The sequence below is a fragment of the Leptospira semungkisensis genome (assembly GCF_004770055.1).
In the GTDB taxonomy this organism is placed as follows: Bacteria; Spirochaetota; Leptospiria; order Leptospirales; family Leptospiraceae; genus Leptospira_B; species Leptospira_B semungkisensis.
Genome location: NZ_RQEP01000005.1, coordinates 523646 through 539934, shown reverse-complemented (window position 1 = coordinate 539934; position 16289 = coordinate 523646). Strand labels below are relative to the sequence as shown.

The following is a 16289-nucleotide window of genomic DNA, read 5'->3' as shown; positions in this document are numbered from 1 at the left end:
TTCGGGAACTGTTCTTTTGTAAGAATCAATCCGAGTCCGGGGATACTTCTTTGCCCAATACCAAAAAACAAAAAGGCGCTCGCGTTCCTGCTTCCCAGGACAAGCCGGACACATCCAATCTCAGAAAGTCTCCTTCTCAAAAGAGAGCGATCGAACGTGTGCAATATATTTTGGATATCGTTACCGGTCTCTTGGACGAAGTTGGGACCGAAGCGATCACTACCAATCTGATTGCTCAGAAAGCTGGAATACCGATCGGCTCTCTCTATCAATATTTTCCGAATAAGCATGCGATCATTAGCGCCGTTGGAGAAAGGCATTTGGCTAGAGTGAATGATATGGTCTTAAACTTTATCGACAGCAAGCCAGACATGTCGAACTGGGAATCCTTAGTGGACCAACTCATAGATGCATTTGCTAGATTTTATAAGACGGAACCGGGTTTTATTCCTATTTGGTCGAATAAGAATTTGGATCCTCAGCTGGTCAGTATAGATCGCGAAAATAACAGGGCGATCGCCGATTTTTTAAGTAATTTGTTTTTCGGTGTTATCCCTTGGATGAAAAAAAAAGAAGAGATGACCGTGATGTCAAGGATCATGGTCGAGGTAACTGATTCCGTTTTGAGTCGTTGGTTGAGAGAGCGCCAAGACCAAGCATTGGCGGACGGAATTCTTCAGGAATTAAAGACCATGTTAAAGGCTTACTTAAACTATTATATCCAAAGAGGTGAGAAGTGAGAGCATACCTGCTTGAATTTCCTCTTACCGCATTCTTTGTCGGGCTTATTTCCATTTCACAGTTCGTTCTTTATTTCTTGGTTCCCGAAGAGATTTTGGATGCATTCTTTATCAGTCGTCCCGGAGAATTCTATCCTTGGAAATGGGTGGGAATGGCCTTCTTGCATGCGGACTTCATGCATTTGTTTTGGAATATGATCTTCCTATTTTTTTTAGGAAGGATCGTAGAATACAAAGTGGGAAGATCTAAATGGCTTCTATTCTTCTTCATGGGAGCAATCGTTTCCGGCGGATTGGATTCTTTCGTAAGAGGAGTAATTCTCGGAGAACACCAACCTGCAATCGGAGCCTCGGGAGCGGTATCAGGACTCGCGGCAGTTGCGGCCCTTCTTTCTCCTTTTTCCATTCGAGTGAAAAAGAGAAACTATCCTTTTCCGGTATTTGCAGTCGCTTGGTTGATGGTATACTCGGATATAACGAATTTATTTTCCAAGGATCAGGTCGCTCATTGGGCTCACTTGGGAGGATTTCTTTCCGTAGTCTTTGCGGCTTATTTCTTGAATAATAAGATCAGAAGAGAATTGCATACAGGTTTCGTACTGAATGTTGTCTTCGTGATCTTATTACTGATTCTGGGGTTCTTTGTAGGAGCCAGATAATTGCAGTTTGTAAGTTTTACAGCCTTCGATTATAACTCGGATGATTCTTTTAGTAGATCCGTATATGAAATGGAAGGCTCCGAAGAATCCGGCTGGAAAATCCAGCGCAATGCTCTTCCTTACCTAGAACTTGGAAAAGGATATAGGCTCGTCAAAACGGAACTCTGCGGAATTTGTTCGACAGATCTGGATAGAAGATTTCTACCTTTTGCTTTGCCTCAAGTCATCGGACACGAGGTCTTGGTTTCCGACCCACTTACTCATAAGAAATACGTATTAGAGATCAATGATACTGTTGCGGCCAGAGGAGAAGAGACGGATCCGTTTTGCAATATAGGAATTCCCACTCATAGCCCAACTAGAATGGTGTTGGGAATAGATCGTCTTCCGGGAGGATTCGGTCCTTATATCTTAGCCCCTGTGGGAACTCTTGTAGAAACAGGTTCTCTGAAAGACAAGGAAGCAGTTTTGCTAGAACCATTTGCAGCTTCTTTGCATGGGGTAGAAGTTTCTTTGGATAGAAGAGGCAGAGATCTTCCTCAAAAGATTGCGGTTTTAGGAGCGAGGAGACTTGGATCTCTTGTAATCGCAGCATTGGATCTTTATCGCAAAAGAAAGAATCTGAGTTATGAGATCGTTTCCATTCTTAGACATGAAGATTTGAAAGAACTCTCCCTTTCGGTAGGCGCAGATAAAGTATTCTATTTTTCTAATTTAGGAAAGGAAGAAACCGAGATCGAAAAGACGATTGGTGCTGATACGAAGATGTTCGATCGATCCGAAGAGGCTCTGCTCGGAAAAGTATTTGATAGATCGAAGATAGAACCTAAAGCCATAAAATGGGCCGATTGCAAAGATGCATTCGATCTGGTCTTTGATACCACCGGTTCTGTTTCGGGATTGGAAACTGCTATGTATCTTACTGCAAAGGAAATCCATCGAAAGACAACGAATGGACAGGCTTCTTTGGGAATCTCTCATCTCACGGAAATGGTTGTGGATGAGATCTCTATCACTTATCTGAGATCGGATCTTTCTGATTTGATTTGGGGAATCCAAGAGACTTCTCCAACTTGGATCTATATATCTTCTCAAACGGAACTTACCAAAGAAGAGCAGATCTGGATCGATCAATTAAAGACCCAGAACAAATATAAATTCTTTGTAGGAAGTATCCAAGAGGCCGACGAATTTCTACATAGCACTGAGTTTGATGGAGCTCTGCCTCATTTCGATTTTGCCATTATAGGTTCTAGTTCTGAATTGGATCCTATTCTTCGTCCAAAGACAGGGATCGAAAGATCTTTGGTGAGGCCAAGAGGATCCGTCCTAATCTCTCAAGGTGCAAAGAAGGATCCGAATCCATTTGCTTTTTGGATTCTCTCCGGTGGCATTCTAAGTTCGAGTAGATGCGGTGACTTTCATAGAACAAGAGAGTTATTGGAATCCGAACCTGGTTTCTTACATACCGTTTCAGAAGCATTGATCAGTGGGGAATACGATTCTCAGTCCATCCCGGAAGCGTATCTCGCCGCTAGAAAATCGGAGAATATAAAAGTGATTGTCAGGCATGGAGCTTCCTGACCGAGTATTTAGTTACTTTTCGGAGCCGAGAATTTTGAGCAAACACGGATTCTTTCAAATTACGCAGAAGGTTTTTTTAAGAAAGGGAAAAGATATTCTTATCCTCAGAGATAAAAAGTCCGGCTTCGGGGACCTGCCCGGTGGCAGGATGAATGAGGATGAATTTTATGGAGATTGGTTAGCTAGTCTTTCCAGAGAATTGCAAGAAGAGATGGGAGATTCCTGCGAGATCAAGATCCATCCTAAACCGATCATGGTCCATAAACATAGAGTGAGTGATGGAAATCATCCTTGCGTGATCATCGGTTACCATGGCGAATTCCTATCCGGAGAAATAAAGATCTCCGACGAACATGATTATTTATCTTGGGTGGACGCAATTTCGTACGACCCGAACGGTTTATTCTTCGAATATATGTTGGATGCATTCAAACTTTATCAAAAAGAATACGCACCTCTTATGCCTGAAGGAAGACTGGAAGCGAAAGGATGGCTACTATGAGCCCATTTGTGAGAAACGCAGTTATCTCCTTTCTATTGCTTCCTATATTCTTGTTTATAGGTTGGATCCTTTCCGGGACAGGTCTGAGTGACGAAGATTTCCAAAACAGGATTTCTAAGAAGGAAACGAAAACAGTTACCTTAGGCTGGGACAGAAGGTCCGGAAATTTACTCTTAGTCCAGTTAGAATTCAAACCGGAATATTTTACTAGAGAAGATAGACTTAGAGCTTGGTTAGAAGAGCCTCTTCTTCTGGCAAAGGAGAAAGGCTGGTTGCAAAAGACCACAATCGTGGCCTATCCTCCCGAAATAGGAAATTACTTTTTCTTAATAGATTCTCGCAAAGAGATCTTGGATGCTGATAAGGAGCATTCTGCTTGGAATATGGCGGTCTTCTTTCAAAGGATCCTTCCTACGAATTTAGCCTCCTTTTCTATCGGAGAAGATACTTCTACCTTTCAGATTGCAGATTCTTCTAAAGAACGTTACCAAAGAATATTCAGCACTTTATCTAAGATCTATGGAGTTCAGATACTCGCCGGTTCGATCTGTCTTCCTTCTCCGGAAGTAAAAGAAGGAAAGTTACTGATTCGTCCTGGCAATTGGGAAGAAAGAGCTTATATCTTCGACTCGGAAGGTAAGTTCGCAGAAGGTTCTTTGCTTCGAACAAGATCCAGAGATATGGAGATAGAAAAGAATTCGCAAACGAATCCGAATGAAATTCCTCCAAATATCTGGGTCGCGAATCTTTCTTTTGGAAGGATTGGAGTCGTATTCACTGAAGATTTGAAATCTCCTGCTTTGGATGAAATGGTCAAGAAGACCTATATCAGCAAATGGATCGGCCTAGGTTCGGTAGAAGACGAGGGCAAGTTCAGAGAATGGATCAAGAATTCTAGTTTCGAATCCAGTGGCCAGGTACAGTTTTCAGGAAAGACTTGGGATTACGAATTTCCAGGAAAAAGTTTTGCTAAGACTAGATACGGATCTCCCGAGCCTTTAGAAGGACAAAAAGGAAATCTTCTTATTAATATCTTCTTCTGATCTTAGAGTTATTTATCTCTGGACTCTTCGTAGAGTTTAAGAATGGTCCAGTCTTCTTGCGGAAAGTCCAGGCCGGTGATATAGAATTCTTTCGTTTCATTCTCGCATAGAATTCTATTCTGATCCACTACCCAAATCCTCTCACACATCAAAGGAAGAACCTGACTCTTGCGAGAAGGTCCCCAAAGATGGACCTTTCCGGAATAATTAGAAACGAATTCATTCTTTGCAGGAAGTTTCCAAGGATTGATTTCCTTTCTACTCACTGTGAATAATTTATTCACGGAAGGTTTTCCCTTCCCGAACTGCAATCTTCTTAAATGAAGTCTTCCGATAGAACCACCGAGATAATAAGCAGCATCGCCCGTTCCATAATAGAGGAGAGGACTGATGATCTCCTGATCTATCTTCTCTGCGCTTTTCTTATCGGGTTGAACATAGTAAAGATAATAAGAGCCTGCATTTCCGGAGAAGAGTAGGAAATCTTTTCCGACCGGATATAAGAAGAAGCGAGCCTTTAAGTTTGGAAAAGGAGGAGCGATCTTATCTTTAGAAAGGATCATCTTAGGAGTACGAGGCTCTTCTGTCTTCTCCTCATAGAGTTGGTTGTCTACGAAGTAGTAGATCTTGGAACCGTCGTCAGCGATTCCTCCTCTGTTCCTACAAGAGATCTGAGCACCCGCTTCATAGTGAAGATCGTTGTTCTTGAGAGAGATCGCAAATAATCTGCAGCCGTTTGCCATCGGATATTCTGCCAGGGCAAAGTTTGCATTGGAAGAAACGGAAATCGAAGCAGGCACTTCGTCCAAACTTTTGGTTTCCTTATTCCCTTCTACCAAGTCTTTCCAAGTCAGCTTACTGTCTTCTAGATAGACTAATCTTTTTCTGTCATAAGAAAGTTCTACGATCCTTGTAGTCTCCGGTTTTTCCAAAGAAAGGATCTCATCGTCCGATTTTGGTTTCACCAAATAATCTTTGAGTTGAGAAGAAGCTTTTTCGTAGTTCTGGTCTTCCATCAGTTCGTTGATCTCTTCGATCAAACTTTCCTGTTTACTCTTACAAGAAATAAGGAACAGGAAGAAAAGGACGGAAATGGAAATGTATAAGATCGGTTTCAATCTAAAGGATCTGTTCAGGCAGTTTCCTCAGCCCAAGGCTCGTCAGAAGGGACGCTAATAATATCTTTTGAAAATAATTCCTGTGCACGGGTCGCGATCTGCCTTGTTTCAAAGAAGGAATAACCTCCGGAGAGCAAGGAACCGAAAAGAGGAAGCCAAAATCTTCTCTTTGGTCTTTCCAATTTTTTGCCTCGAAAGATTCCTCTTGCGATCTGAAAGGTAGCTTCTTCTAAAATGGTCCATGTTACCGGACGGATCAAAACTCTGGCTCCCAAGTCTTTTAAGAAATTCCGAAAGAAAGAAGTTTTATCTTGGAATAAGCAATAAGCCAGAAGCTCCGGATTCACTTGGTGTTCTTTTCCGTAAAGAGCTGCAATATCTTTTACTAGCTTGCCTTGGATCCTTAGGATCAGCACTGCTTCTGGAGCCAAAGTGACCGCTCCTAACTTTCCTTGGGGAAGGGAAAGAACGGCACTCGCTGCTCCGGTTTGGAGAGATGCCTTTTGCGTTAGTTCCTCGACAAAATGAGAAGGGGAGCCTATAGTTTTAGCGTAAGGACTGCGATACGAATTAAGACCAGACAATAGGTTTAGTATCTGATCGGAAACTGCGGAAAGGATCGAATTGTAGTTTTCCATGTAGAGGAGTAAGGTACCAAGGCAATGGGATACTGTTTCTATGTTAGACAGACTAGAAAAAATACAACAAAAATACCTTAAAATATCCGACGAACTCACAACGGCATCCAATCCGGAAGATTTAAAGCGCCTTTATAAGGAACGTTCCCGACTCACGCCCTTATTCGATAAGATCACCGAATATAGAAAATTACTCCAAGATAGAAAGGACGCAGAAGAACTTCTCAAGACCGAAAAAGACGGCGACATGCGTTCCATGTACGAAGAGGAAAAAAACGCTGCTTCGGACAGGATCGATTCTTTGGAAAAAGAATTAGAGATTTTACTTCTTCCCCCGGACCCGAATTCAGGCAAAAACATACTGATAGAGATCCGCGCAGGAACCGGAGGAGAAGAAGCGGGCCTTTTCGTTTCCGACCTATTCCGAATGTACACCAGGTACGCAGACAAGCAAGGCATCCGACACGAAATAGTCGATTCTTCTCCTACAGGAATTGGCGGACTCAAGGAGATCATCTTTGCACTTGAGAACGATAAGGCTTACGACATGTTTAAGTTTGAATCAGGAACTCATAGAGTGCAAAGGATTCCCGCAACCGAATCCGGCGGACGAATCCATACGAGTGCCGTAACTGTTGCCGTTTTACCCGAGGCAGAAGAATCGGAGATCAATATCAATGAGAACGATCTGAGAATAGATGTGTATCGTTCTTCCGGTTCGGGTGGTCAGCACGTAAATACTACCGACTCTGCTGTTCGTATCACGCATATTCCGACTGGAGTGGTGGTCGCTTGTCAGGATGAGAAATCCCAACATAAGAATAAAGCCAAGGCAATGCGTATCCTTAGCGCAAGAATTCTAGAGAAGCAAGCCGAAGAAAAAAAGGCAGTGGCCGACGCTATGAAGAAGCAGATGATCGGAAGCGGAGATCGTTCCGAAAGAATTCGCACATATAATTTTCCACAAGGTAGATGCACTGATCATCGTATCGGATTTACTAGTCATAATCTTTCGGCTATAATGGAAGGGGACTTGGACGATCTGATCAATGCCTTAACGGAAGAAGATAGAGTGAAGAGATTGGCTAACTCACAAGCCTCTTAGAATGATTTTAGAAATGGAAAAATCTTACCGATTAAGATTGATGTTTCAATCCCAAATTTTGCGATGGTATTGGTAGTATGATTCAAGAGATAGAACCGCATCGCAGAGTTTGCGGAGAAAGGATCCCTTTCGCAAATATACACGCAGTTTCGATGAGCCTTCCAGAAGTCGCCGATGTAGTCGGTTACGAAGAGAAAAGAGTAGAGACGCTTTCCCGTTTAAAGGCAGGTTATCCTCGCTTTGTAGCTCATGCTTATATCGAAAGAATTTTGGACTTCAATCGAGAGTCCAAAGGAGTAGAAGGTCCTCAGTTCATTCTTAACTCCAGAAAAGCAGCGGATCATATCGTTTCCTTGTTTCAGATCGAAGGTGCTATCATTCTTGAAGATGAAGGTATCATCACTCTCACTATTCCTCAAGACAAGGAAACCGAATCCAAGGTCTTATCTTTCATCCAACATACAGGTTGTCTAGTCTCTTCTCGCAAGGCAGAAGATTATCTCTACAAGAAAGGACTCATCGATTCCGTTTACGAAGAAGATTCCGTAAAACAGGATTCTTATAGTAATGTCATACAATCTCTTTCTTCCTTATATCCGAACAAAGGCTTAAGCGTTCATCTGGCAACTTCCGGGATGAATGCGGTTTATGCTGCATTCAAGGTACTGGATCAAATCAGAGAAGAAGAAGGAAAAAATATCTGGCTTCGACTTGGTTGGCTTTACGTAGATAATATCCGTATTCTAGAAAAATATTCCAGAGGCTCTCGTATCTTTCATGAAGTAAACGATCTGAAAGAATTAGAGGAATTTCTGGAGAAGGAAGGGGATAAGGTTGCGGCTATCCTCACCGAATCTCCTACAAATCCACTCATACAAGTTCCGGATTATCCTGAGCTTAAGAAATTATTAGCAAAATATAAAATACCTTTGGTAGCAGATATTTCCGTCGCGGGTTCCGCAGTGGTCGATCTAACTCCTTATGCGGATATCATTGTAGAGAGTTTAACCAAATTCGCATCCGGAAACGCAGATGTGATGATGGGAGCACTTTTCTTAAATCCTAGTTCCCCTTATTTCGAAAGATTAAAGCAGGAATGTCCTCAATATCTGGAGACTCCATATCGAAGAGATATCGAACGCATGGCATTCGAGCTTCAAGGATACCAGGAAAGAGTTAAAGAAATAGGACGAAATGCTGCTGTTCTTGCCGACTTCTTTGCAAAGCATCCTAAGATCAAGGCAGTGCATTGGAGCGGTTCCGAAGAAAATCATGGAAATTTCTCCAAGATTGCAAGGGACAAGGATCTTCATTGCGGAGTGATCACAATTGAGCCGGCAGTTCCTTTGGAGCCTTTTTATAATTCTCTCAATCTGTTGAAGGGCCCTAGTTTCGGTACAGAATTCACATTAAATATGCTTTATATGTATTTGGCTCATTATGAGTTAGTTTCTACCGAAGCAGGAAGAGGATTTTTAAAAGAAGTAGGATTGGATCCGAGCCTGATCCGGATCTCTATCGGAAGAGAGAATCCTGAGTTTTTAATCCAAGAATATAGAAGAGCCCTGGGCGATTAAATCCAGAGCTCTTGTTCTAAACTTAAGCGATCGAACGAGCTGTCTGTAGCTTTCTATCTTCTTCTTTTGTTTGCAGAACTGCTTTGTACAAAAGCGGAAAGATCCCGAACTTAGAAATTCCTAAGAGATAAATTCCTGCTATAGAAAACAGAGTTCCTAGGACCCATCCGAGTTGATGCAGGATCGCACTCGAGAGAATTGCAAGTCCCAGTGCTCCTACAAACACAGTCGCCAAGAAAGCAATTGTGGAAGAAATCGCAGATGGAGAATTTCGAACAGTAAGTTCTCCACTTCCTCCTAGTTCCCAACCTTCTTTTTCAATCTTCAATAATGTATAGATCAAGACTGGTACTAGGATCACTCCCATTGCATACAATGTGATGGCAACGTCTGAAAGCAGCCAGTTCCCCGCAGTATTCCAAGTCCAACCGTTTTGGAATTGATCCACAGATTCGGAAAAGAATCTTTTGTAACCAGTTCCGTCCCAGCCATGAACTAAGATAAAGAACATACCAAAGTATCCGAGTGGGATTTGCAGATAAGCTAAGAAGTTTTTTCCTGCTTTCAGTAGGGCCCAAACAACCCAAAAACCTAATATACCTTGGGAAACGTTCGTTAATCCGAACAGCGCCACGAGCCAACCTGGCATTCCTTTATCACCAGCATGCATCGTTTCCCAGCTTGTGAATTGCCAGACTAGGTAAAGTCCAGACGGTGCAAACAATAAGGAAAGATAGAGAAGGTTTGTAATGAAGTAAATATTTTTCCAAAAAGGAATTTTATCTTCTTCTTTTGTCACGGAAGGAAGGGAACCAGGCGTCTTCTCTCCGGATTGTAATTTTTTGATTTGGCGAGCCGCTGCCACTGCATAACCGGCTCCCAGGCCGTAGGCCCAAAATACATCCACTTGAACCATTGGATTTGATCTCCTCACCAGGGGTTGGATATAAGAATGACATGTCATTCAGTTTTGTCAACAGCAAAACTGACCAATGCGAAGCGAAAATTTGAGTTAAGAATATATTGATCGGTGTTCGTTAGAGTTTTTCTAAAATTCTCTATGCACCGAAACGAGAGGAAAGGTCTATGTTTCTGTTCCATAAGAGGAATAGAAACTAGTTAGGTTAGGAATATGAAAAAGATAGGATATGTTTTTCTGTTAGGGATCTTTCTCTTTCAGTCTTGCAGATTTCTGGGCCTCGGCTCGGATTCATTTGAAGAATTGAAAGCGAAGTATGCTAACGTAGAATCCAAGTTTGCACCGATCGGAGATCTTAATATTCATTATAGAGATGAAGGCAAAGGGCCGGTGATCGTTTTACTTCACGGGGTCAGTGCCTCTCTCCATACTTGGGATGCTTGGGCAGATACATTAAAATCTCATTATAGAGTGATCCGGATCGATCTTCCGGGACACGGTTTGACCGGACCGCCTAAGGATATAGAACGACTAGACTTGGGAGAAGGTGTAGAGATCTTAAATCGTTTCATGGAATCTTTAAAGATAGATTCTTTCTACTTGGTGGGAAATTCTATGGGAGGTTATATCTCTTGGAATTATGCGCTGAAATATCCGCAGAAAGTAAAGAAATTGGTTTTGATCGACGCTGCCGGTTACGCTCAGCCTCTACCTTTTATCATTGCTTTAGCGAGTCATCCATTGGTTAGCCCAGTTGCTCGTCACATGCTGCCTAGCTTTTTGGTCGAGAACAGTGTCCTGGAAGTTTATGGAGATTCTTCTAAAGTAACCCAAGCTACCAAAGATAAGTATGTGGATCTGTCTAGAAGAGAAGGAAACAAAGAAGCCTATAATTTTTTCTTCAGAACTGCCAGAGTGAAGTTTACTGATCCGAATGTTTCTGACCCGATCAAACAGGTCAAGACTCCGACCCTTATCATGTGGGGAACGAACGATCGTTGGTTAACGATAGAGTATGCTCAGAACTGGACGAAGGACATTCAAAATTCCAAGTTCATTGCATACGAAGGAGCGGGTCATATTCCGATGGAAGAGATCCCTGAACAGACTTCTAAGGATTTGGTACAGTTCTTAGAAAACTAAGATCGATACTTAGGATAATTATTATCGTTTGCCCATCCCTTCTAACATGAGGATGGGCATTTCTTCCAACCAACGTTTTGCGAATTTTGAATCTCCTTTAGAAGAAAGGCTGATTCTGATTCCTTCGAACATCATTGCGTTCACCGCTTGGGAGGCGGTCCTTGTATCCAATTCTTTGCGTAAGAATCCTTTTTTGACTCCGTTCTTAAGATAGAGTTCCGTAAGTCGAGCGCTCTTATCTATTCCCAATTGAACTTTTCTTTTAACTGTCTCATCTAGTGCCATTGCTTCAAAGAAAACGATCTTTGCTTGGCGTGGATCCTTGCTGAATAGCTGGAAAAGTTCCATTCCGATACTTTTGATCTGGGCCCTATACTCTTCTATGTTATTGGATTTTTCAGGACTTTCTTTTTTAACTACGTCGAGTAATCCGATCAGGATCCTGTCTACAAGGGCATGTAAGATATCCAACTTATTCTTAAAATAACGATAACAAGTTCCATGACCTATATTGAGTTTGTTTGCAATATCTGCAATACCGGCCTCGTGATAACCTTTCACGGAGAATACATCCAAAGCAGCTTCGAGTATCTGTTCTCTTCTGGCTTCCGCTCTGTTTGCGATCGGGCTCGGAGGCTTTGTTCTCATACGGTTCCTTCCTCCAATTTGGAGAAGGATACGCAAGAAATTTTCCTAATCCGGAAGATCAAAACGGATTTGGAAATTTGTGCCTGTTCCTTTTGAACCTGAAAAATCCAGTTTTCCCTTTAATTGTTTGGTTAGGACCTGAACTAATGTGAGACCGAAAGAAGGAGTAGAGATCTGATTCAATTCGCTAGAAAGTCCGATCCCATTATCTGAAACTTCCATGCTTATTGTGTTGCCGTTCTTTCTCAGTCGGACTTGGACGATCGGCCTTCCTTCTTCCGGTAAGAAATCTTTCGGAAAAGCGTACTTAAGACAATTTGTAAGTAATTCGTTCAAGATCAATCCGAGAGGAATGGCAAGGCTGATCTCCAAATGAATGATCTCGGAATAAATCTCCAGTTGGACTTCTCCACCTATCTTGTACGCGGCACGGATCTTTTCGGCGAGTCGTTTAGAGTATCCTGAAAACTCAACATTCCCTAGATCATTGGATTGATAGAGTTCGTCGTGGATAAGAGCCATGGTTTGGATCCTGTTTTGGCTTTCGGAGAAAGCATCGTGGATCTTCGGATCGTTTTCATACTCCGACTGAAGGCTGAATAAACTGGAAATCACTTGGAGATTGTTTTTTACTCTGTGATGGATTTCCTTTAGCATCACTTCCTTTTCTTTTAAGGAAGCTTTGAGTTGTCTCTCTGCCTGTTTTTTCTCGGTGATCTCTAATACTGTGATGATGACGGAAGAAAATGTATCTTCGAATTCCGGAGCGAGTGACCATCGGATTGCTGCTTCAAAAGGTTTTCCGCTACAAGTAAACAAAACGGATTCTGTTTCGAGTATTCTGCTTCCGAAATTCAATCTAAACAATAGCTGTCTAAAAAAAGTCAGGTTTTCATTTCTAAATAGCTCCACTGAAAGAGAAAGTACTTCTTCCTTGGACTTTGCTCCGAACAGTCGGACCGATTCCTTATTTGCATCTACAACACGAACTGAGTCGTAACACTCGTTAACGAATTGCTGATTTGCTTTTAAGAATCTGTTGAATTCTCTTTTAGATAGCTTGGGTAGGGTTTCTAACCTTTCTCGTACTGCTCTATAATCGCATTCGAAAATAGCAATCGGCACATTCTCAAATAAACCCTTGTAGATCGCCTCGCTTGTTCCTAAAAAATGATAGGATTGATCCAACTCTTTCGTTCTTTCGGCAACCAGCTTCTCTAAATCTTGATGGGATTGAACAAGTTCTTCTTCGACGCTTGCTCTTTCTTGCGCAACGGATAAAACAAGAAGAGATGCGATGGAAACGGCGGATAAGAAACTCTGTAATACTAGTAATGCTACTTCTTTAGAAGGAGCCACATAATGAGAGTTTCCCTTGATGGTTCCTATGATCGCAAGGATGGAAACCACGATCATTACTAGAGAAGATTCTTTTCCTCCGAATCTTAATGAGGTAAGTGCAATGATTACAATGAGTAAGTAAGAAAGAGGAAAGTAAGCCGGTATTTCATTGATCTTAAAAAAGTAGAATGTCCCTCCGCCAAGCAAAAGCAAAAATGAAACTAATCCGAGACTTTCTTTCCAAGAATGAGCCCTGAATCTGGCTATGTTCGGTCCTAACCAGCTTAAGAAAAACGGAAAGTAAACGAATACTCCTAAAGAGTCTCCCATCCACCAAATAATCCAGGTAGGCAAAATGGAATGGATGTCCACCACTCCTACTAAGAACAAACATGTGTTTGCAATAGTGGCGGCAATGATGCACACTAAAGTTTCGATCCAAAGAAAACGTACTACAGAAGAAGTTCTTTGAGTTAGATCCAGTTTAGGAATGAATTTTCTATAGAGATATGCTCCCACACCCGCTTGGATCGTACTTCCGAATGCGATAATTGCTGCGACTGAAATGAATTTCCATGCTTCCGGTTGAAACAGAAATTCAGATTTGATATGAGTGTTGTAGATCAAGGAACCAAGAAAGATTCCTGGCAAAGAGATTCTTCCCCAAAGAAGAGTTGTGACTAAACTCCATCCAGAGGCAGGCCATATTGGTGAAGCGTAATCTGAAAATACGCTCAGACCATGGCCTAGCCTTCCCAATAAGAAATATACGATTGCGACCAGACAGATTTTGGCTAAGGCGACTGAAATTTTTTTGGACTGTTCTAACATTAATCCCCGAAACGTTTTCATTTCGCTTTTAGGATTCGGAAGCAGGTGAGAACAAGGTACTCAGACCCAATCATGATTCCGGATCTCCATCATTATCCCGATCGACCATTTGTATTTTTAGGAAGCGGGTTTTCGTCGGAAGGCTTTTCTATTCTAGCGGAGCCAAATGAAATCCTTACTACTAATCGACGAAGCGAAGTAAGGAAAATACTACTAGAAATTCAAGACAGATTGAACAAAGGAAAATATGCTGCGGGGTGGATCTCTTACGAGGTCGGAGAACTGTTCTTAAGCGACAATTATGAGAAGGACACGCAGCTTCAAAGTGAGCCTTTGCTCTGGTTCGGCGTTTTTCAAGAATACCATGTTGTAACTGAGGAAGAACTGAGAGCTTGGGAGGAAAAGTTTCAGAATCATGGCTACTCTGCGGAATTAGATCCTGGACTCCACCAAACGGATTATATAGAAGCAATCCGAAAGATAAAAGAGTATTTATACAAAGGTGATGTATATCAAGTTAACTATACCTTTCCTCTAAAAATCAAACAGAGAGGTTCTCTAGAAAAATTCTTTTTCGATATTCGCAAAAATCAATCCGTTCCCTACGAAGCTTGGATCAAAATGGGAAACTCCATCTCAGGGGAACGAAGAGACATACTTTCTTTCTCGCCGGAATTATTTTGGGAGAGAAATGGAGCGGAAATCCGTACAGTTCCTATGAAAGGAACCAGAGCGAGAGGAAGGGATGAGATCGAAGATGAAAAACTGAAATCAGAGCTTCTTTCCTCTTTGAAAGATAGAGCGGAAAATTTAATGATCACCGATCTTCTTCGCAATGACTTAGGAAGGATTTCCGAACTTGGCTCGGTGCAAGTTTCCAAATTATTCTCTGTCGAGGAATATACAACGGTGTTCCAGATGACAAGCGAAGTACGTTCTCTTCTTCCGAAAGACGCAAATTGGATGAGAGTGTTGGAGGCATTGTTTCCTGGTGGCTCGATCACAGGAGCTCCCAAAAAAAGAGCAGTGGAGATTATCCAGGAATTAGAGAATCTAAGAGGAGTTTATACCGGGGGAATTTTCTTCCTTTCTCCCGAAAAAGAAACTGCTTCGATTGCGATACGCACTTTGGAGCTTACTGAGATTTCTCCCGGAAAAAGAGAAGGTAGAATGGGAGTTGGCTCAGGGATCACGATAGAATCCGATGCGGAGATTGAATGGAAGGAATGTTGGTCCAAAGCAAAATTTCTAAGAGATCCGATCGAATCTGGAAACAGCTTTTTTATTTTTACTACAATGCTCTGCAAAAGGGGAACGATCTATTTTCTAAAAGATCATAAGAAGAGAATGATGTCTTCGGCCTCTCAACTTGATTTTACATGGAAGGAAGAAGAATGGGAATCAAGCATCCGAAAGATCCTAGAGAAAAATCAAGCTAAGAAAGGAGAAGCTTTCCGCATCCGCATGCAACTATTTAAAGACGGAAGCTTACTGACCGAGATCTCCGAATTCGTAAAAGGTCCTAAGAAAGGAAAGGTCTTATTCTCTAAGACAAAACTGGACAGCTTGGATCCGTTCTTGTATCATAAAACAAATATCAGAGAGATCTATTCCTCGGAATATGAAAAAGCCTCTGCTAATGGTTATCTGGATGTAGTCTATTCCAACCAAGAAGGACATATCACAGAAGGCGCAATCCATTCCTTATTTTTATATCTAAATGGAGAGTGGATCACTCCTGTTTTGGAACAAGGACTTCTGCCGGGCATCGCGAGAAAAAGATGGATGAAGAAACTTCATGCGAAAGAAGGAATCATTCTAAAAAAAGATCTGGAATCTGCTAAAAATATTCTTCTCGTGAATTCGATCCGAAGAGCGAGAAGGGTCATAGGTGTGGACCAAGAATGAGAACTTTTCTGGGACTCTCTCTGCCGAATTCAGTACGAGAAAGATTGGAAGGAATATGCTTTGGCCTAGAAGAGATTCGCTGGGTTTCTCCTGAAAACTTCCATGCGACTCTTGTATTTTTAGGAGAACTGGATCGAGAACAAATAGAAACAGTTTCAGAGATCAGTTCAGATACCAAGCATGGACCCTTCTCTATTGAGATACAAGGCATAGGAGTTTTCGGACATAAATCACCGGAGATACTCTATGCTTCCGTTTCTCATTCGGAAGAATTGTTTCGCTTGCAAAAATCATTGGATTCGTCTTTAAGAAGGGCTGGATTTAGCCTAGAAAAAAGGGATTATAAACCTCATATCACGATTGGAAGGTTTAAAAGGGACAAGGAGAAGAGATTGGAAATGTATCTAAAGGAATTCGATCAGTTTCATATTCCTAGTATAGAGATCCGAGAATTTCACCTTTTTTCCAGTCGCAGTGGCTCGAATGGTCCCATTTATTCTGTCGAAGAAACATATCCTCTTCTCCTGGAATGA

General features: G+C 41.9%; 15 protein-coding genes. 10 read left to right on the top strand and 5 right to left on the bottom strand.

Annotated features, from left to right (window positions below; translation table 11 throughout):
• The first annotated feature begins 50 nt into the window (after positions 1-50).
• From EHO59_RS02655 to EHO59_RS02635, 5 genes are read left to right on the top strand one after another with little or no spacing between them, the layout of a single operon-like run.
• Positions 51-740: a TetR/AcrR family transcriptional regulator gene (locus tag EHO59_RS02655; protein ID WP_135584479.1), complete on the top strand. Its 690-nt coding sequence runs from the start codon at positions 51-53 to the stop codon at positions 738-740.
• The gene (locus tag EHO59_RS02650) at positions 737-1399 is read left to right on the top strand and encodes a rhomboid family intramembrane serine protease (RefSeq protein WP_135584477.1); all 663 of its coding nucleotides are present in this window, start codon (positions 737-739) and stop codon (positions 1397-1399) included. The genes EHO59_RS02655 and EHO59_RS02650 overlap by 4 nt, the downstream gene beginning before the upstream one ends.
• Positions 1400-2983, top strand: coding sequence for an MDR/zinc-dependent alcohol dehydrogenase-like family protein (locus tag EHO59_RS02645; RefSeq protein ID WP_135584475.1), 1584 nt, complete (start codon positions 1400-1402; stop codon positions 2981-2983).
• A gap of 34 nt (positions 2984-3017) precedes the next feature.
• Positions 3018-3485: an NUDIX hydrolase gene (locus EHO59_RS02640; RefSeq protein ID WP_135584473.1), complete on the top strand. Its 468-nt coding sequence runs from the start codon at positions 3018-3020 to the stop codon at positions 3483-3485.
• Entirely contained in the window at positions 3482-4528 is a 1047-nt protein-coding gene (locus EHO59_RS02635; RefSeq protein ID WP_135584471.1) for a hypothetical protein, read from the top strand. The genes EHO59_RS02640 and EHO59_RS02635 overlap by 4 nt, the downstream gene beginning before the upstream one ends.
• Before the next feature lie 8 nt (positions 4529-4536).
• On the opposite strand, the gene EHO59_RS02630 is transcribed toward EHO59_RS02635, so the two are convergent.
• Positions 4537-5637, bottom strand: coding sequence for a hypothetical protein (locus EHO59_RS02630; protein ID WP_135586438.1), 1101 nt, complete (start codon positions 5635-5637; stop codon positions 4537-4539).
• 23 nt (positions 5638-5660) lie between these two features.
• On the bottom strand, positions 5661-6284 hold the full coding sequence (locus tag EHO59_RS02625) for a hypothetical protein (RefSeq protein ID WP_135584469.1): 624 nt from the start codon (positions 6282-6284) through the stop codon (positions 5661-5663).
• Between the two features lie 40 nt (positions 6285-6324).
• On the opposite strand from EHO59_RS02625, the gene prfA reads away from it, so the two are divergent.
• Positions 6325-7389, top strand: a complete 1065-nt coding sequence (prfA, locus tag EHO59_RS02620; protein ID WP_135584467.1) for a peptide chain release factor 1 — start codon at positions 6325-6327, stop codon at positions 7387-7389.
• A 77-nt stretch (positions 7390-7466) separates the two neighbouring features.
• Positions 7467-8966, top strand: coding sequence for an aminotransferase class I/II-fold pyridoxal phosphate-dependent enzyme (locus EHO59_RS02615; RefSeq protein ID WP_135584465.1), 1500 nt, complete (start codon positions 7467-7469; stop codon positions 8964-8966).
• A 22-nt stretch (positions 8967-8988) separates the two neighbouring features.
• Here EHO59_RS02615 and EHO59_RS02610 read toward each other — a convergent pair whose 3' ends face one another.
• Entirely contained in the window at positions 8989-9882 is an 894-nt protein-coding gene (locus EHO59_RS02610; protein ID WP_135584463.1) for a hypothetical protein, read from the bottom strand.
• Between the two features lie 216 nt (positions 9883-10098).
• Here EHO59_RS02610 and EHO59_RS02605 point away from each other — a divergent pair, with 216 nt between their 5' ends.
• On the top strand, positions 10099-11028 hold the full coding sequence (locus tag EHO59_RS02605; protein ID WP_135584461.1) for an alpha/beta fold hydrolase: 930 nt from the start codon (positions 10099-10101) through the stop codon (positions 11026-11028).
• 21 nt (positions 11029-11049) lie between these two features.
• Here the strand turns inward: EHO59_RS02605 and EHO59_RS02600 are convergent, their stop codons facing one another.
• Both EHO59_RS02600 and EHO59_RS02595 read right to left on the bottom strand, forming a co-directional pair.
• Entirely contained in the window at positions 11050-11676 is a 627-nt protein-coding gene (locus EHO59_RS02600) for a TetR/AcrR family transcriptional regulator (protein WP_135584459.1), read from the bottom strand.
• A gap of 45 nt (positions 11677-11721) precedes the next feature.
• Positions 11722-13869, bottom strand: a complete 2148-nt coding sequence (locus EHO59_RS02595) for an MASE1 domain-containing protein (protein ID WP_135584457.1) — start codon at positions 13867-13869, stop codon at positions 11722-11724.
• Positions 13870-14079: 210 nt separating this feature from the next.
• Here EHO59_RS02595 and pabB point away from each other — a divergent pair, with 210 nt between their 5' ends.
• Complete coding sequence (gene pabB / locus EHO59_RS02590; protein WP_246052615.1) at positions 14080-15756, top strand: aminodeoxychorismate synthase component I; 1677 nt, start codon at positions 14080-14082, stop codon at positions 15754-15756.
• On the top strand, positions 15753-16289 hold the full coding sequence (thpR, locus tag EHO59_RS02585) for an RNA 2',3'-cyclic phosphodiesterase (RefSeq protein ID WP_135584453.1): 537 nt from the start codon (positions 15753-15755) through the stop codon (positions 16287-16289). Before pabB ends, thpR begins: the two co-directional genes overlap by 4 nt.